Origin of the sequence: Actinoplanes sp. NPDC049681, assembly GCF_044465265.1 — a bacterium.
Classification (GTDB): domain Bacteria; phylum Actinomycetota; class Actinomycetes; order Mycobacteriales; family Micromonosporaceae; genus Actinoplanes.
Genome location: NZ_JBITLP010000009.1, coordinates 1 through 16,094, shown reverse-complemented (window position 1 = coordinate 16,094; position 16,094 = coordinate 1). Strand labels below are relative to the sequence as shown.

Annotated in this window: 11 protein-coding genes; 6 read left to right on the top strand and 5 right to left on the bottom strand. The window is 70.9% G+C overall.

Going from position 1 to position 16,094, the window contains the following annotated elements; genetic code table 11:
• The first annotated feature begins 12 nt into the window (after positions 1-12).
• From ACIBO8_RS30100 to ACIBO8_RS30090, 3 genes are all read left to right on the top strand, one after another.
• On the top strand, positions 13-243 hold the full coding sequence (locus ACIBO8_RS30100) for an MbtH family protein (RefSeq protein ID WP_396118737.1): 231 nt from the start codon (positions 13-15) through the stop codon (positions 241-243).
• Positions 244-267: 24 nt separating this feature from the next.
• On the top strand, positions 268-864 hold the full coding sequence (locus tag ACIBO8_RS30095) for an NADPH-dependent FMN reductase (RefSeq protein ID WP_396118736.1): 597 nt from the start codon (positions 268-270) through the stop codon (positions 862-864).
• Between the two features lie 134 nt (positions 865-998).
• Entirely contained in the window at positions 999-2,537 is a 1,539-nt protein-coding gene (locus tag ACIBO8_RS30090) for an acyl-CoA carboxylase subunit beta (protein ID WP_396119178.1), read from the top strand.
• On the opposite strand, the gene ACIBO8_RS30085 is transcribed toward ACIBO8_RS30090, so the two are convergent.
• Positions 2,538-5,345 (bottom strand): AAA family ATPase, encoded by a 2,808-nt coding sequence (locus tag ACIBO8_RS30085; RefSeq protein WP_396119177.1) that lies wholly within the window; start codon positions 5,343-5,345, stop codon positions 2,538-2,540. It lies immediately after the preceding gene.
• A gap of 492 nt (positions 5,346-5,837) precedes the next feature.
• Here ACIBO8_RS30085 and ACIBO8_RS30080 point away from each other — a divergent pair, with 492 nt between their 5' ends.
• The 3 genes from ACIBO8_RS30080 to ACIBO8_RS30070 all read left to right on the top strand — a co-directional run bounded on the left by ACIBO8_RS30080 (position 5,838) and on the right by ACIBO8_RS30070 (position 9,213).
• A complete protein-coding gene (locus ACIBO8_RS30080) occupies positions 5,838-6,920 on the top strand; it encodes a ferritin-like domain-containing protein (protein ID WP_396118735.1) in 1,083 nt (360 codons plus the stop codon).
• Positions 6,921-7,001: 81 nt separating this feature from the next.
• Positions 7,002-7,670 carry a TetR/AcrR family transcriptional regulator gene (locus ACIBO8_RS30075; protein ID WP_396118734.1) on the top strand — a complete coding sequence of 223 codons (669 nt, stop codon included), beginning with the start codon at positions 7,002-7,004 and terminating at the stop codon, positions 7,668-7,670.
• Positions 7,671-7,773: 103 nt separating this feature from the next.
• Positions 7,774-9,213: a DHA2 family efflux MFS transporter permease subunit gene (locus tag ACIBO8_RS30070; protein WP_396118733.1), complete on the top strand. Its 1,440-nt coding sequence runs from the start codon at positions 7,774-7,776 to the stop codon at positions 9,211-9,213.
• A 56-nt stretch (positions 9,214-9,269) separates the two neighbouring features.
• Here ACIBO8_RS30070 and ACIBO8_RS30065 read toward each other — a convergent pair whose 3' ends face one another.
• From ACIBO8_RS30065 to ACIBO8_RS30050, 4 genes are all read right to left on the bottom strand, one after another.
• Entirely contained in the window at positions 9,270-10,751 is a 1,482-nt protein-coding gene (locus ACIBO8_RS30065; RefSeq protein WP_396118732.1) for an alkaline phosphatase family protein, read from the bottom strand.
• Positions 10,752-10,893: 142 nt separating this feature from the next.
• Complete coding sequence (locus ACIBO8_RS30060) at positions 10,894-13,626, bottom strand: phosphoesterase (RefSeq protein ID WP_396118731.1); 2,733 nt, start codon at positions 13,624-13,626, stop codon at positions 10,894-10,896.
• A gap of 3 nt (positions 13,627-13,629) precedes the next feature.
• Complete coding sequence (locus tag ACIBO8_RS30055; RefSeq protein WP_396118730.1) at positions 13,630-14,970, bottom strand: ABC transporter permease; 1,341 nt, start codon at positions 14,968-14,970, stop codon at positions 13,630-13,632.
• Complete coding sequence (locus ACIBO8_RS30050) at positions 14,967-15,884, bottom strand: ABC transporter ATP-binding protein (protein WP_396118729.1); 918 nt, start codon at positions 15,882-15,884, stop codon at positions 14,967-14,969. The genes ACIBO8_RS30055 and ACIBO8_RS30050 overlap by 4 nt, the downstream gene beginning before the upstream one ends.
• Positions 15,885-16,094: the final 210 nt, after the last annotated feature.

Genomic DNA, 16,094 nt, shown 5'->3' with positions numbered 1-16,094 from the left:
GGAGCACGCACGATGGCCGAGCGCCCGTCCAACCACCCCGCCGCCACCCACGAACGGACTGAAGGCCGCACCTTCCTGGTCGTGGTGAACGACGAGGAGCAGTACTCGATCTGGGACGAGGCCGCCCCGGTACCCGCCGGCTGGCGGGCGACCGGCTTCGCCGGGCCCGAACAGGACTGCCTGGCCCACATCGACGAGGTGTGGACCGACATGCGCCCGCGCAGCCTGCGCGACGCGAGCTGAACCCGAGGAGCGGGGAGAGAAGCGATGGACGCGCTCGGAAAGCGACCCTTGGTGGTCGGCATCGGCGGGTCGGAAGGCCCCGGGTCGGCGACCGAGCGGGCCCTGGCACGAGCGCTGGAGGAGGCCGGGCTCCGCGGTGCCGAGGTCCGGATCTACGGCGGGGCCTTCCTCGGATCGCTGCCGCTGTTCCGGCCCAGGCATCCGGAGCGCACCTGGCAGGCCCGTGAGCTGGTCACGGCCGTCGCCCGCGCCGACGGGATCATCCTCGCCACCCCCAGCTACCACGGCGGCGTCTCCGGCATGGTCAAGAACGCGCTGGACTACCTCGAGGACCTGCGCTGCGATGACCGGCCGTACCTGGACGGCCGCGCCGTCGGTTGCGTCGTGACGTCCGCGGGCCCCCAGGCGGGCGGGATCACGCTGGCCGCGCTGCGGGCCATCGTGCACGCTCTGCGGGGGTGGCCGACGCCGTTCGGTGCCACCCTGGACGTCCTGCCGGGTGCGTCGGCGGAGTCCGTCGCGGAGCGGGACGCCGGCAAGCTCGCCGTCGTCGCCGCCCAGGTTGTCGACTTCGCCCGGATGGCCCGGACCGCCCACAACGCGATCGAGGTGGCCGGGTGACGACCACGGACGACACGGTACGGATCACGGTCGCGCCGGTGGACGGAACCGCGCCGGCGGATGGAACCGCGCCGGCGGACGGAACCGCGCCGGCGGATGGAACCGCGTCGGCGGACGCCACGACGGCGGGTCGCATCGCCGAGTACCGGCGGCGCCGCGAGGAAGCCCGTCAGCCCGGCTCGCCGCGTGCCGCACGCCGTCAGCACGTCCTCGGCAAGTTCACCGCCCGGGAGCGCCTCGCGATGCTGCTCGACGAGGACTCCTTCGTCGAGATCGACTCGCTGGTCCGGCATCGCAGCACCAACTTCGGCACCGACCGGCAACGGCCTCCGGGCGACGGCGTGGTGGCCGGCTTCGGCACCGTCGACGGCCGCCCGGTCTGCGTCTTCGCCCAGGACGTGACGTCGTTCAACGGCAGCGTCGGCGAAACCTTCGGGCACAAGGTGGGCAAGGTCCTGGACATGGCCGTACGGGTCGGCTGCCCGGTCGTCGGCCTCTACGACTCCAGCGGTGCGCGCGTGCACGAGGGCGTGCTCTCCCTGGCATCCTTCGGCCAGGTCGCCCGCCGGGTGGTCGCGGCCTCCGGCGTCATCCCGCAGATCTCGGTGATCATGGGCATGTGCGCGGGCGGCGCGGTGTACACGCCGGCCGCGTCGGACTTCGTGGTGATGGTCGAGAAGACGTCGCACATGTTCGTCACCGGGCCGGACGTGATCCGCTCGGTCACCGGCGAGACGGTCGGCCTGGAGGAGCTCGGGGGCGCCTGGCTGCACGCGTCGAAGACCGGCAACGCCCACCACGTGGCGGCCGACGAGGCGGCGGCCATCGAATACGTCAAGGACCTGCTGTCCTTCCTGCCCGCCAACAACCTGGACGAGACGCCGCACCACGCGGTCGAGGCGGACCTCGCCGAATCACCGCTCGACCGCGAGCTCGACGAGGTGATTCCCGACTCGCCGGCACACGGCTACGACGTCCTCGAGGTCATCGGCAGGCTCGTGGACGACGGGTTCCTGCTGGAGGTCCACGACCGGTTCGCGCGCAACGTCGTCTGCGGCTTCGCCCACGTCGAGGGCCGGACGGTCGGGGTGGTCGCCAACCAGCCCCGCCACCTCGCGGGTGCGCTCGACATCGCCGCCGCGGAGAAGGCGGCTCGGTTCGTACGGTTCTGCGACGCCTTCGGCATCCCGCTGCTCACCCTCGTCGACGTGCCCGGCTTCCTGCCCGGCACCGATCAGGAGCACGCCGGCATCATCCGGCGCGGCGCGAAGCTGGGCTTCGCCTACATCGAGGCGACGGTACCGAAGATCACCGTGATCATCCGCAAGGCCTTCGGCGGAGGGTACGCGGTGATGGCGTCGAAGGAGTTCGGCGCCGACCTCGTGCTCGCCTGGCCGACTGCCGAGATCGGCGTGATCGGCGCCGGCGGCGGCGTGGGGCTGCTGTTCCACCGGGAGATCGCGGCGGCCGCCGACGCCGGGGCGGCGCGCCGTGAGTTCTCCGAGCAGTACTACGACACCCTGGTCAGCCCGTACGTCGCCGCGGAGCGCGGCTGTATCGACGACGTCGTCGCGCCGTCGGAGACGCGGGCGCACATCGTCCGCGCGCTCCGCGCCCTGCGTACCAAGCGGGTGGCGACCACGCCCCGCCGGCACAGCAACATCCCGCTCTGATCACCCGGCCGAGGCCGCCATCGCCGCGAGCTGCGAGTTGGTCACGTACGCGGCGACACCGGCCCGGTTGACCACTCCCAGCTTGGCGAACAGGTTGGTCAGGTGCATCTCCACGGTCTTCTCGGAGATGCTCAAGGTGCGGGAGATCCTGCGGTTGGTCAGCCCGTCCCGGACGAGCTCGGCGATCTGCTGTTCGCGGCGGGTGAGCACGGTCTCGGCCGTCGTCCGTTCCGACTGCTCGCGCAGCCTCGGCCCCCGCGCGGCGAGCCGGCGTTGTTCGCGGCGGGCGCGCTTCGCGAGGGGGAGCGCGCCGATCCGTTCCAGTCCGACCTTGGCGCTGCGCAGCTCCCGCAGGGCCTCGTCCGGGCAATCCCGGTGCCACATGGCGACACCCAGCACGATCCGGGCACGCAGCTCGTCGATGGCGGCCCCGGTGGGCCTGATCCCCGCGACCGCCTGTTGCGCGCGGGGCAGCGCGGCCGTGGGGTCGGTGGCCAGCAGCACCTGCGCCGTCGCCAGGTGGCTCAGACCGGACGGCCCGACGTGCTTCGTCAGCGCCTCCGAGCGTTCCGCCCACCGTGCCGCGGCCCCGGGACGTCCCGCGTCCAGCTCCGCCCGGACCAGCAGTTCGTACCAGGTAGCGCGGGAGGTGGCGTTGGCGCCCTGCAGGTTCGCGCCGCCCGCGAGGTGGACGAGTTCCAGGCAGCCGTCCGGGTCGTCGTTCATCAGCCGGGCCTCGGCCAGCATCCGTACGGCCAGCGCACCCTGCCAGCCCACGACGGCGTCACCCACGCGGGCCATCGCCTCGGCAGCCGCGTCCAGCTCCTTGTCCGGGCCGCCCAGGTGACTGTTCGCCCACGACAGCATGGCCCGGGCGATGAAGAGCTGCTCCTGGCTCGTGGACTGCTCGGCCAGCCGGAGCGCATGCTGCGCGGCCGCCTGGGCGTCCACCAGCCGGCCTCGGTTGCGCAGCGCCATCACGTGGCCCAGCAGCAGGTGCGGCAGCACCAGGCCGTTGCTGGTCCGCACGGCGCTGTCCACCGCCCGGCCGAAGTGCCGCGCGGCGTCGCGCCAGCGTCGGAGCAGCACCTCGCTCCAGCCGATCCACACCGCCGCGTCCAGGCTCTCGGGCAGCTTGTCGTCGAGCATCCCGTCGAGGATCGCGGCCGCCACGTCGAGCCGGGTGGAGGCACCGGACACGTTGCCCAGTGCGCAGTCGGTCTTGCTGAGCAGGCCCAGGCAGGACGCCTCGAGGGCGTGGTGACCGTGCAGGCGGGAGATGGCGAGGGCCCGCGTGGCCCACTCGTGGGAGGCGGCGGCATCGTCTCGGACCAGTTCCCGGTGAGCCATCTCCAGCTGCAGGAAAGCGGTGGACACCGTCGTGTCGTCGCCGCGCGCCGCCATCTCGGCCCGCAGCACGGCATCGGTCGAGCTGTGGGTGCCCAGCATCCGCTCGACGGCGGCGATGTGGGCCACCGCCTCGGCCCGCTGGTCCGGCCGCCCGACGCCGATCGTGCGCAGCGCATAGTGCATCGTGCTCAGCGACTCGGGCAGTTTGCCGCTGATCCCGAGGCTCTTCGCCAGCGCGGTCAGCACCACGGCCCGCCGATCGCGGGTGGCCTCCTGCTGCGGCAGGGTCTGCAGCGCCGTACGCAGCCACGCGGTCGCCGTGTCCGGCTGGTTCGCCATGATCTGCACGGCGGCGCCGGTCAGCAGGTCGGCGCCTTCGAGGTCGCCGTGCCGGATGCTGTGCTGCACGTGCGGGGCCCGTTGCAGCGGCGTCGCGGCCCGTTCCCGCAGCGCCTCCTCGGCCCGTTCGTGCAGGCCGATCCGCCGACTCAGGCCGAGGCTGCGGTAGATCGCCCGGCGGATCACCGGGTGGCGGAAGGCGAAGCTGGTGCCGTGGGCGGCCGGGCGCACCAGGTCCCGGGCGATCAGCGAGTCGAGGGCGGCCGGCACGGTCTGCTCGGGCTCGGCGAGCATGGTCGCGATCAAGGCGATGTCGAAGCCGTCGCCGAGCACCGCCGCGGCGTCCGCGACCTGCCGTGGCAGGCCGGTGATCCCGTCGAACTCGCCCAGGAAGTCGATGTCGTCGTGATTCGTGCCCGGGCCGTACGCCGCCTCGTCGGGGCCGGACCGCTCCCGGAGCAGGGCGTGCAGGTAGCGCGGATTGCCGCCGCTGTCCTGGTGGAGCTGCTTGCGCCAGGTCGGGGTGCCCGCCTCGCCCAGCAGCTGGTACACGGCCTCCTCGGAGAGCTGACGGACCTCGAGGTGCATGGCCGGCAGTGCCCGCAGGCGGTCCTGAATGCTCGAGCGCAGGCCGGTGCAGGCCTGACGGTCGCGGTAACCCAGCACGAGCATGACCGGGGCGTCCGGTGGCTTGCGCAGGAGGTCCCCGAGCAGCGTGAGCGACCTGGGGTCATAGGCGTGGCAGTCGTCGAGGACGAGCACGAGCGGGCGGTCCGCGGCGAGCTGCTCCAGCAGTCCGCGGATGGTGCGGTGGGTGTCCTCCGGCAGTTCGCCGGAGATGGACGGCATGTCGTGGCAGCCCTCCAGCAGGTCGCTGAAGACGCCCAGCGGACGGCCGGCGGCCCCGCGAAAGGCGCGTCCGGTCAGGACCGTCGCCCCGCGTTGCCGAGCCATTTCGGCAAACGCGTCCAGTATCGCGCTCTTACCGATTCCGGGCTCACCAGTCACATTGGCAAGCATCGATGTATTGTGCACGTTCAGCATGTCGAGAAAATCAACGAGCGATTGCAGTTCCGTGGTTCTTCCGAGCAATGTTCCATGATCGAGAGAACTATCCATCCCGCGCTTCCCCGTCATTGAAACTCCCCCTGGCCTTACGGCTTGTCCCCATATGTCCAGAAAGAACCTGCCGCGGGGTTCCTTCCGGCCCAGCTCGTGACCGATGGTGTGCGCATCGTTGCGGAGTGAGGGGTCTACGGAATCGCACCGCCCCGTCACTGTCAAGCGTCTTGCCGTGCACAGGATCACATTGAATTCGCTCGAAGTTCGATGCCGATGAAGGTGTTGCTGATCCCCGGCCTGTTTCGCTGGTGGAGAGGCTATCGGTCGCTGATAGCGATATTGATAACACTCACGGTGATGGATGTGTCGGGAATGCGGCACGCGCACCGATGCATCCTTGCGGGATCTGGAAGGAGCCTGTCGTGTTCCGTATACCGGTGCGACCCTGGGGGCGGTTACCCCAGGGTATTCCCCACTGCCCCGGCGGCGTCCGGCCCACGAGACTGGGCTACGTCCTGGCCAGCGCAAGGGGAAGTCCGTGGAGGATCTGTGAGCACACGCATCTATGCGCTGCCGGTCGAGCAGACGAAGTGGCAGGTGCCGAGCGGCGATACCACGGTCTTCGACTGGGAGTACGACGAGGGCCGCGACCGCCTGCTCAGCCTGTACGAGAAGGGCAAGCAGAAGCAGTGGGACGGCGCCGATCGGCTGGACTGGTCGATCGAGGTGGACCCGAACGACCCCATGGGCGTGCCGGAGCAGAGCATCGCGATCTACGGCTCCCGGGTCTGGGAGTCCCTCGGCCCCAAGGACCGGGGCATGATCCGTCACCACCTCACCGCGTGGCAGTTCTCCCAGTTCCTGCACGGTGAGCAGGGCGCGTTGATCTGCTCTTCGAAGATCGTCCACACCGTCCCCGAGCTCGACGCGAAGTTCTACGCCGCCACTCAGGTCATGGACGAGGCCCGGCACGTCGAGGTCTACTCGCGCTACCTGCGGGAGAAGCTCCAGCTGGCCTACCCGATCAATCCGGGACTCAAGGCCCTGCTCAACGACGTCATCTCGGATTCTCGCTGGGACATGACCTACCTCGGCATGCAGGTGCTGATCGAGGGGCTCGCGCTGGCGGCCTTCGGGTTGATCCGCGACATGGCGACGGAGCCGCTCGCCAAGGCGCTCAACGCCTATGTGATGCAGGACGAGGCCCGCCATGTCGCCTTCGGACGGCTCGCGCTGCGCGACTATTACCCGCAGCTCACCCAGGCGGAGCGGGACGAGCGCGAGGAATTCTGCACCGAGGCGTGCCACCTGATGCAGCAGCGGTTCGTCGGCGAGGAAGTGTGGCGGAACCTCGACGTCGACGCCGACGAGTGCATTGATTTCATGCGCCGTTCCGAGCACTTCAAACAGTTCCAGAGCCACCTGTTCTCCCGGATCATGCCGACCCTCAAGGACATCGGGCTGTTCGGCGAGAAGATGCGGACCACGTTCGCCGACATGGGCATCCTCGGCTATGCGGGGCAGGACATCGAGGTGCTGATGGACGAGGACGAGAAGATCGCCGGCGACCTCGACAAGGCCCGGATCCAGCAGGTGGACACCGCCATCGCGGTGGGCCGCTTCGAGAGTTGATCGTGGACGGTCCATTGTGACGTGGCTCTCATCCAGAGAAACTAACCGACCGGTCGTACATTTTGTTGGTAGCGTCTCCCTGTGATCCAGATCGCAGACGGCAAGCTCTCGGACGGCAAGCTCGCAGACGGCAGGGTGGCTCGGGGCGACCGAACCCGGGCCGCGGCGTTGGACAGCGCGATCGCGCTCGCCACGGAGGCCGGACTCGACGGTTTGACGCTGGGCCAGCTGGCCGATCGGCTGGGAGTCAGCAAGTCCGGCCTTTTCGCGCACTGGCGCAGCAAGGAGGAGCTCCAACTGGCCACGATCGAGCGGGCCCGGGAGAGCTTCAAGGAACGGGTGGTCGCGGCGGCGATGGACGAGCCGGCCGGCGTCGGGCGGCTGTGGAAGCTGCACGAGGCCCGGCTGGAGTACATCGCCGACGACCGGCTGCCCGGAGGCTGCTTCTTCGTCAACGCGCAATTCGAGTACGACGCCAAGACGGGCCCGGTCCGGGAGCGTCTGGCCGAGGTGCTCGCGGAGTGGCTGGCCCTGATCGAGCGGCTCGCGGCCGAGGCGGTCGACGCGGGGGACCTCGCCGCCGATGTGGACGTCGCCCAGCTGGCCTTCGAGATCAACGCCGTGGGAGCGGCCACGGTCTACCAATCGCGCTTGCTGCCCGGCTCGGCGGTGATGTCGCTCGCCCGCACCGCCGTGCTGACCCGGCTGAAGTCCGCCTGCACCTACCCGGAGCTGCTACCGCGCTCCTGAGCACCCCGCCCGTAGCTCCACCTGTTGACCAGCGCCGCCCGACGCGGCGCTGTGTCGTGCGCCCGAGTGTCGTGCACCCGAACGGAAGTGAGAGGACTTCGTCATGGCCGAAACCACGCCCAGATCCTATCGGGCGATCGTCCTGACCGCCTGCGGAGGCACCTTCCTGGCCATGCTGGACTCGACGGTCACCAGCCTGGCCGTCCCCGACCTGCATCACGAATTTCCCACGGCCACCGTGCCCGATCTGTCCTGGGTGCTCAGCGGCTATGCGGTGATCCTCGCCGCACTGCTGGCTCCCGCCGGCCGGCTCGCCGACGTGCTGGGCAGGCGCAGGCTGTTCATCGCCGGCGTCGCCCTCTTCACGCTCGCGTCGCTGGCGTGCGCCCTCTCGCCGGACCTGATACCGCTCGTGGTGTCCCGTGTGGTCCAGGGTGCGGGTGCCGCCGCGATGATCCCGGCCTCGCTGGCGATCCTGCTGATGGACGGGCCGGCCGAGAAGCGAGCCGGCTCGATCGCGCTCTGGAGCACCGCCAGCGCGGTGGCCGCCGCGGTGGGCCCGAGCATCGGCGGTGTCCTGGTCGAGCAGTTCGGCTGGCAGTCGGTCTTCTACATCAACCTGCCGCTCGGGCTGCTGGTCGTCGTGGCGGCCCTGCGGGTGCTGCCCGCACCGCAGGCGGCGCTCAGCGGGCGGCTGCCCGACCCGGTCGGGACTCTCGCGCTGGCGCTGGGCATCGGCGGGCTGACCTTCGCCGTCACCCAGGGCGGCACCTGGGGATGGTCCGACGCCCGGATCGTCGGCAGCGCGGCGCTCGGCCTGTGCATGCTGCTCATCGCCGTGCTCCGGTCCCGCCGGCACCCGGTTCCGGCGATCGAGATCTCGCTGTGGGGCAACCCGACCTTCGCCGCCGTCAACGTCGTGTCCCTGTTCTACGGCATGGCCCAGTACGCCTGGATGCTCGGCAGCATCCTCTTCCTCACCGAGATCTGGAAGTACTCGGAGCTGCAGGCCGGCGTCGCCAACACGCCCGGCGCGTTCGCGGCCTCCGTGGCGGCGCTGGGACTGGCGCGGGTGGCCGGCAAGCTCGGCGGCCCGCGTACGGTGACCATGGTGGGACTCGCCTGCTTCGCGGCCTGCGGCCTGTGGTTCAGCTTCGGACTGGTCGACCACGCGGCGTTCCTGACCTTCTGGTTGCCGGCGGCGCTGGTGGCCGGATTCGGCATGGGCGCGGCCACGATGGGCACCTCGGCCACCGCGGCGATGTCGGCGCCGCCCACCCGCTTCGCCGGGTCCAGCGGTCTCAACACCGCCTCCCGCCAGTTCGGTGGCGCCCTGGGCATCGCGGTGATGGCCGCGATCCTGCAGCACTACACGATCGGGAACGTCCGGACCGTCGACGCCTACAGCCACATGTTCCTGTACTGCGCGATCATGATGCTGATCGGGCTGCTGGTCACGGCGGTCTTCATCAGGTTCCCGGCGCCGGCCGCCCAGCCCGCCGCCCCGAAGCCCGCGCCGGAGGCCGCGACCGTCGAGGGCTGATCCGGGTGGCGCGTGCACCGAGGCGGGGTCTCGACGACCCCGCCTCGGCGTACCGGTCAACCGACCCGGAGATCGTCGATGACCCAGTACCAGTTGTTGCCGGCGTCGTAATAGCGGAACTTCACGGTCATCGTGGCCGCGCCCGGCGGGACCGCGACCGGCAGCGACTCGACGGTGGCGCGGGCGTCCGAGGCGTACCGTTTCACCAGCTGGTCGGGGCCGCCGTTGAAGCAGACCAGCACGTCGCCCTTCTGCGCGCCCTCCTGCCGGTAGTGCGTCACGTAGTTCAGCCGGACCGTGCTGCCCCCGGTGACCGGGTACGCCGGCGTGACCAGCGTGGAGTCGTAACTCCCACCGCCGGACTTGTCGGCGAACTCGTCGCTGTCGGCCACGGCGAAGACGCCCCGAGTCCGAAGCGCGTTCTCGCGTTCCTGGCCGCTCTGGGTACGGCTCCAGAACTCGTCGGTGGCGAACGACCACCCACGCCACTCCGTGACCCCGCCGGCAGGCATCGCGCCGCGGGCCACCGACCATCCGGCCGGTGCGTCGGGCGTCCAGCCGGCCAGGGTGGCGGGGATGCCCGTCTCGTCCACCGGCGTACGCAGCGGCAGCGTGTCGAACGGATCGGTGGACCGCACCCGGACGTCCTTACCGTCCAGGGTGGCGGGTACGCCGAAATGCGCCAGCGCTGACGCGGCGAGGTCGGGCTGGCGTACGTCGGCGGGCCGGCTGCCCGCGCTGATCCCCGAGCCGGTCGCGAGCAGGAACGTGCCGCGCTCGTCGATGCGGCAGCCGCCGTGCCCGCCCAGCGGCACCCGGTGCCCGTGATCGGTGGTCACCATGATCAGCCAGTCCTCCCCGGCGTACGTGGGCCGTGACCGCACCGCGGCGAGGATCCGCCCGAGCTGCTGATCCTGCTTCTCGATCGCGGCCAGGTAGCGGGCGCCGGTGCCCGAGGCGTGGGCCACCACGTCGGTGTTGCCGAGGTAGACGAAGGAGGCGTCGGGGCCGCCGCTGCTCAACCGGCCGACGGCGTCCGCAGTGATCTTCTCGTCCTCGCCCGGGTAGCCGTTCGCGTCGCCGTCGAAGGTCACCCGAGTGTCGATCTCGGCGGAGAACGTTCCCTGGTCGTGCAGCGGGGCCCAGTCGACCGCGGAGTAGGTGGCGTAGGCCGGGTCGGCCCGTTCCAGGCGGCTCAGGAAGTCGGGGTAGGTGGCGTACTGCTTGCCGGAGAAAGTGTTGTCGTGCACGCCGTGCCGGTCGGGCCAGACGCCGGTGGCGATGGTGGACCAGCCGGGGCCGCTGGACGATTGGGCCAGCGACGGGCACTGCACCAGGCTGCGGCCCAGCAGGCCCTCGGCCGCGAGCGCGTCGAGGTTCGGTGCGTTCGCGGCGACGACGCTGTCCCAGTTGAGACCGTCCATGCCGACGACGAGAAGTTTCTTCGCCGGCGCGGCAGCCGCCGCAGGCACGGGCACGGCCACGGCCGCGCCGGTCAGCAGTGCCAGGGCGAGGCCCAGGCGTCGAATTCGTGGCATTCCCTACCTCCAGAGCCGGGGTTCATCGATCTCCATAGAAGAACATGAATGTGAACCTCGATCGTGGGAGAAGTCGATGACCACGAAAGACTCCCGGCCGGCGTCGACGCCGGCCGAGAGTCTCGTGACTGGTTGTTCAGGGTCAGTCGTGCTCCGCCGACGGGACATAGGCACCGGGTACGGCGCCCGGCGCGAGGATCTCGGCCTCGCCCGGGTACGGCCGGGTCCAGTCGTGCGCCTGGTACCACGTGAAGTGGTTCATCTGCACGGGGTTCGCGAAGTCCGGCCGGGCGTCGGGCCCGCTGAGCCGCTGCTGGGCCTTCCACGCCTCCCACTGCGCCGCGACCTGGCGCTTGTCCGCCGGGATCGTGGCCGTCGGCGGGGGAGCGGCGGCGCGAAGCCTGGCCGCCGGGACGTCCTCCCCGCACGGCGGCGGTGTCGCCAGGCCCAGCGTGAGCGAGGTCCGGTTGGGCACCGCCGTGAACGGCGTGTGGTCCGGCCGGCCGGTGAAGGCGCCCCGCATCGGGCTGGCCGCGCTGTCCTTCTGGTTCATCGGGTGGATCCCGAGGATCTGTTCGATGGTCCGGATCATCGTGATCTGCGTGTAGTAGTGGTCGTCCACGACCTGGCGCCGGGCATACGGGCTGATGATCTGGATCGGTGCCCGGTGGCCGTCGACGTGGTCCAGGCCGGCCTGCGAGTCGTCCTCCACCACGAAGATCGCCGAGTCCTTCCAGTACCGGCTGTGCGAGATGGTGTCGACCATCCGGCCGACCGCCAGGTCGTTGTCGGCGACCTGGGCTGCCGCGTTCGGCGGGCCGCCGGTGTGGTCGCTGGAGAGCCAGAACATGGTCAGATTCGCCGGCCCGTTCCGCGTGAAGTCGCGCTTCCAGATCTCGTAGCGGTAGATGTCCGGGACGTCGGTGTCGAACTTCGGGAAGCCGGGCATCGACACGGAGTTCAACGAGGGAATCGGCGAGGACGAGACCATCGGGTACGCCGTGTCCCGCCCGGTCGCCGCCATGGTCCTGGTGTCGCAGTACAGGTTCTGCCAGGTCGCGTCCTCCGGCTTGGTGAGGAACTGGTGGAACTCGCCGAAGTCCCGGACGGTCCGGCCGGCCGCCTGGGCGCCGGTCCACAGGAAGCCGGTCCGCTGGTGGCCGAGCGCGTCGTCCTCCGTGTCGTAGCTGCGGATGTACTCGCCGGCGGAGGACTCGGTGTATTCGGGGTCGTCGGCCTGCATCAGCCAGTTGTGGCCCTCGGCCGAGTTGGTGCCGATGTCGTACGTGTTGTCGAACAGGACGAACTGGCGCGCCATGGCGTGCTGGTTCGGGGTCACATTCTCGCCGAACTCCGCCAGCGCCGGATCGCCGTCGCCCCTCGGGTCGTCGCCGAACAGCTGGTCGTACGTGCGGTTCTCCTTGACGATCAGGAAGACGTGCTTGATGGTCGAGGGGTCGCCGAGGCGCAGCGGGACCGGCACGGGCTTCGCGGGCTTGCGACCCGTGGCGAGCGCGACCGAGCCGCTGGTCCAGCCGTTCTGGCTGAACACCTTGCGCGTCGCAGCCCGGATGTCACGGTCGCCGGGCAGCCGGAACCGCTGCAGGCTCGAGGTGGTGTCGTGGGTGTTGTGCCCGGGCCGGGTGGTGGTGCGGCGGCCGTCGATGCCGCGGGTGCTGGAGACGAGCACGTCCTTGCCGATGGTGGTGATCTCCGCCGGGAAGTAGTCGGTCGGCAGCAGGCCTACGTAGCTGACCGGCTCGAGCGGAGTGGTGTACCGGTAGACGGCGATCGCGTCGGCGCGGCCGAGCGTCACGAGCAGGTGACCGTCGTCCGTGAGGGTCACCGCGTCGGGCTCGTATCCCACCGATGCCTCCGGCCACGGCTGCGTGGCGATGGTCTGCACGACCTTGTCGGCGGCGGTGTCGATCACGGACACGTCGTTGCTGGCCGTGTTGGTGACGAACAGGGCCCGGCCCTTCGCGTACAGGGCCGTCGGGTGCAGGCCGACGTCGATGCTCCCGGCCGTCGCGTCCGGGCGGGCGAGGTCGATGACGCTGACCGTACCCGTGGTGGCCGCGGCCGTGACCGGATCGGCCGGGACCGGGGTGTGGTAGGAGTTGATCGTGGTGTCGCCGGGCCGCGCCGGACGTCCGCCCTCGTTGCTCACATAGAGCTTCGTGCCGACCAGGGCGAGGCCGCGCGGGGCGTTGCCGACGGCCCAGCTGTGCCGGACGGTCCCGCCGGCGGCGTCGATGGCGACCACCCGGTTCTGCCCGTTCACCGCGGCGTAGACGGTGGCGCCGTCGGCGGAGAACACCGCCTGGGCCACCAGTGCGCGCTTGGGGCCGTCCGCCGGGATCGCGATGAAGCGGGGGTCGGCGAGCGTGCCGTCCGGGCCGACCCGGAACGTGCGGTAGCCGTCGGCCTGGCCGAGCCACAGCTGCGAGCCGTCGGGCGAGTACGTGGGGCCTTCCTGGCCGACGTCGTTGCCGCTGATGCGCAGATCCGCCGCGGCGTTGTTGCCGACGAGCTGCTGCACCCTCCAGCTCTTCAGGTCCACGACGGCGAGGGCCATCCCGCCGTCGGCGACCGACGCCGCCAGGTGGGTGCCGTCCGGGCTGACCGCGGACGACATGATCTTGCCGTTCTCGATGACCAGGCGCTTGCCGACGGAGTCGACGTACTGGTCGGCGGAGACGACCAGGCCCCGGCGGGTCGTCCGGCCGACCTGGTCGGTGCCGAACTGGTAGGTGGTGGCGAACGCGATGCCGGTGCTCGCGGTGACGACGACAGCGGTGATCCCTGCGGTGAGGACGAAGAGCCGGCGGCCGCGGCCGGGCCCTGCGTCTCTCCGGCGGCGTGTGACCTGCATGAGCTATCCCTTCGGTACGGTCGGGAGAAGCGCGACGGTGCCGTCGAACTGCCAGAGCGGGTTCGGGGCGTCCCCGGCCGGCGTACGGACCAGGAAGTAGCCGTTGACCTCCTTGGGGCCGTCCCCGTCGGCCATGAACCGCCCGTCCGGCGTGAGGTCGAGCTGGTAGGTGGCCGATCCGGCGGCCGGCACGCCGGGCAGGTGCCAGGAGACGACGCAGCGCCAGTCGTTGCCCGGCCCCTGCGGCTCGAGCCGGCCGCCGCCCCTGGTGCACGCGGCCGAGGTGTCCAGCTGGACCTCGGTGACAGCGGGGCGGTGGAGCTGTTCGGTCTGCAGGCGGTAGAGGTGGGCGAAGGCCGTGGCGACCGAGCGCTGCACCTTGTCCTGCTCGATACCGGAGCTCGGGCCGCCGGTCACCGGCACGATGACGGCGATCGTCACCACGAGGACCCCGGCGAGCGGCAGTAGCCCGCTCGTGAGGGCGCGACGCCCCGCGCCGTCGTACGCCTGGTCGGTGAAGTCGCGCCGCAGGAAGATCCGGTAGGCGAGCCCGGCCGCGGTGACGGCCCACACCAGGCTCACCGTGATGCCGATCAGCAGGGGCCCGAGCTGGGCCGGGCTGGTGAAGAGCCCGTTCCAGGCGATGAAGGCATAACCCGGCAGGGCCACGCGTACGGGGACCGGAAGCGGCATCATCTGCGCCAGCTGCAGGCCGAGCGCCACCAGCACGGGCAGCAGCAGCCCCATCGGCGACCGGCCCAGCGCCACCGAACCGAGCAGCCCGATCGCGGCGAGGGCGAGCGTCGGTGCCAGCACGCAGATCCAGGCGAGCAGGACCGTGCCGGCCGCGTCGGCCGGTGCCAGCGGATGCCCGTCCAGCCCGACCAGCGGATGGTTGCCGACCGTGAGGAGCCCACCGGCCGTGCTGCCGGCCGCGAGCCCGGCGACCAGCAGCATGATGACGGTCAGGCTGGCCAGCACCTTCGCCGCGAAGATGCGCCGCGGGGATCGGACCGCCAGCAGCAGGTGCCGCCAGGTGCCCAGCCGGTCCTCGGCGGCGAACACGTCGCCGGCGACGACCGATGTCAGCAGCGGGAGCGCCCAGGTGCCCGCGAAACCGAGTGTGACCAGCGGCCCGGCCCAGCCGGTGGCGTGCATCCACCGGCCGAAGAGCGTGTCGACCGGAAGCGTGCTCTGCTGACTCACCGCGGCGACGAAGAGCGCCGGCCCGGCCCAGCAGGTGAGCAGCAGCAGGCGGACACGCCGTTGCGACCACAGCTTGACCAGCTCGAACCGGTAGCCCCGGGCCACCGGAACGCTCGCCGCCACGGCGGTAGCGGTCATCGGCACGACTCCGGCTGCTCGGTCAGCGCCAGGAACGCCGCCTCGAGCGGCGATGTCACGGGGGCCAGCTCACGGATCGCGATGCCCGCCTGCACGAGGCGTACCACGAGGTCGTCGAGGGCGGTCACCGGTGCGCGCACGATGAAGGCGTCCTCGGCCACGGTCATCCCGGCCGTGCCCTCGGCGATCCGGCGGGCGGCCGGCGGGTCGGAGGTGATCAGGCGGTACTCGAGTTCCCGGTTCTCCGCGGCGAGCTTGCTCAGCGGGCCGGAGAAGGCCACCTGGCCGGTGGCCAGGATGGTCACCTCGGAGCACAGCGCCTCGACATCGTCCATGCGGTGGCTGGACAGCACCACGCTCACGCCCTCGGCCGCGAGCTTCACCAGGGCACCGTGGACGTGCCGCCTGCCGGTCGGGTCGAGCCCGTTGGCGGGCTCGTCGAGCAGCAGCAGCCGCGGCCGGGTGAGCACCGCGGCGGCCAGCCCGAGCCGCTGCCGCATGCCCAGGGAGAAGCCGTTCGTCCGGTCGTCGGCGACATCGGTCAGCCCCACCTGGCCGAGCGCGTCGTCGATCGCCGCGGCCCGCCTCCCCAGCCCCCGCAGCGAGGCCAGCGTGGCGAGGTTCTGCCGGGCGGTGAGCGACGGGTACAGGCCCGGACCGTCCACGAACCCGGCGACACCGTCCGGGGTGCCGAGCGCCCGCCGAACCGGGGTGCCGAGGATCTCGAGCCGGCCGCCGTCGGCGACGGACAGGCCGAGCAGCAGCCCCAGTAGCGTCGTCTTGCCGGCGCCGTTGGGCCCCACCAGGCCGTGGATCCGGCCCTGTGGCACCTCGAGGTCGATACCGTCGAGCGCCACGACGTCGCCGAAATACTTCGTGATCCCACGGGCCCGGACGGCCAGGACTTCGTCCATGACACCTTCTTCCGTACGCCTGCTCAAAGGCTAGGAAGAATGCATGGAGCACCCGTGAACCGCGAACTGAACGTCAAGGGAACGATAGACGTCGGACGATCGTGCGCCCGCGTCCTCAGCCGAGCTTGACGTTGAAGATCGGGTTGGCGGCGACCTTGCGGAAGGCGGCGAGGTTGGTCTTGGTGCTGTCGATGCTGATGTCGCGGTCGC

Bases quoted from the DNA above. Each gene is read 5' to 3' on its own strand.
- ACIBO8_RS30100 (WP_396118737.1), top strand. From the start codon at position 13: ATGGCCGAGCGCCCGTCCAACCACCCCGCCGCCACCCACGAACGGACT.
- ACIBO8_RS30095 (WP_396118736.1), top strand. From the start codon at position 268: ATGGACGCGCTCGGAAAGCGACCCTTGGTGGTCGGCATCGGCGGGTCG.
- ACIBO8_RS30085 (WP_396119177.1), bottom strand. From the start codon at position 5,345: ATGGATAGTTCTCTCGATCATGGAACATTGCTCGGAAGAACCACGGAA.
- ACIBO8_RS30070 (WP_396118733.1), top strand. From the start codon at position 7,774: ATGGCCGAAACCACGCCCAGATCCTATCGGGCGATCGTCCTGACCGCC.
- ACIBO8_RS30065 (WP_396118732.1), bottom strand. From the start codon at position 10,751: ATGCCACGAATTCGACGCCTGGGCCTCGCCCTGGCACTGCTGACCGGC.
- ACIBO8_RS30060 (WP_396118731.1), bottom strand. From the start codon at position 13,626: ATGCAGGTCACACGCCGCCGGAGAGACGCAGGGCCCGGCCGCGGCCGC.
- ACIBO8_RS30055 (WP_396118730.1), bottom strand. From the start codon at position 14,970: ATGACCGCTACCGCCGTGGCGGCGAGCGTTCCGGTGGCCCGGGGCTAC.
- ACIBO8_RS30050 (WP_396118729.1), bottom strand. From the start codon at position 15,884: ATGGACGAAGTCCTGGCCGTCCGGGCCCGTGGGATCACGAAGTATTTC.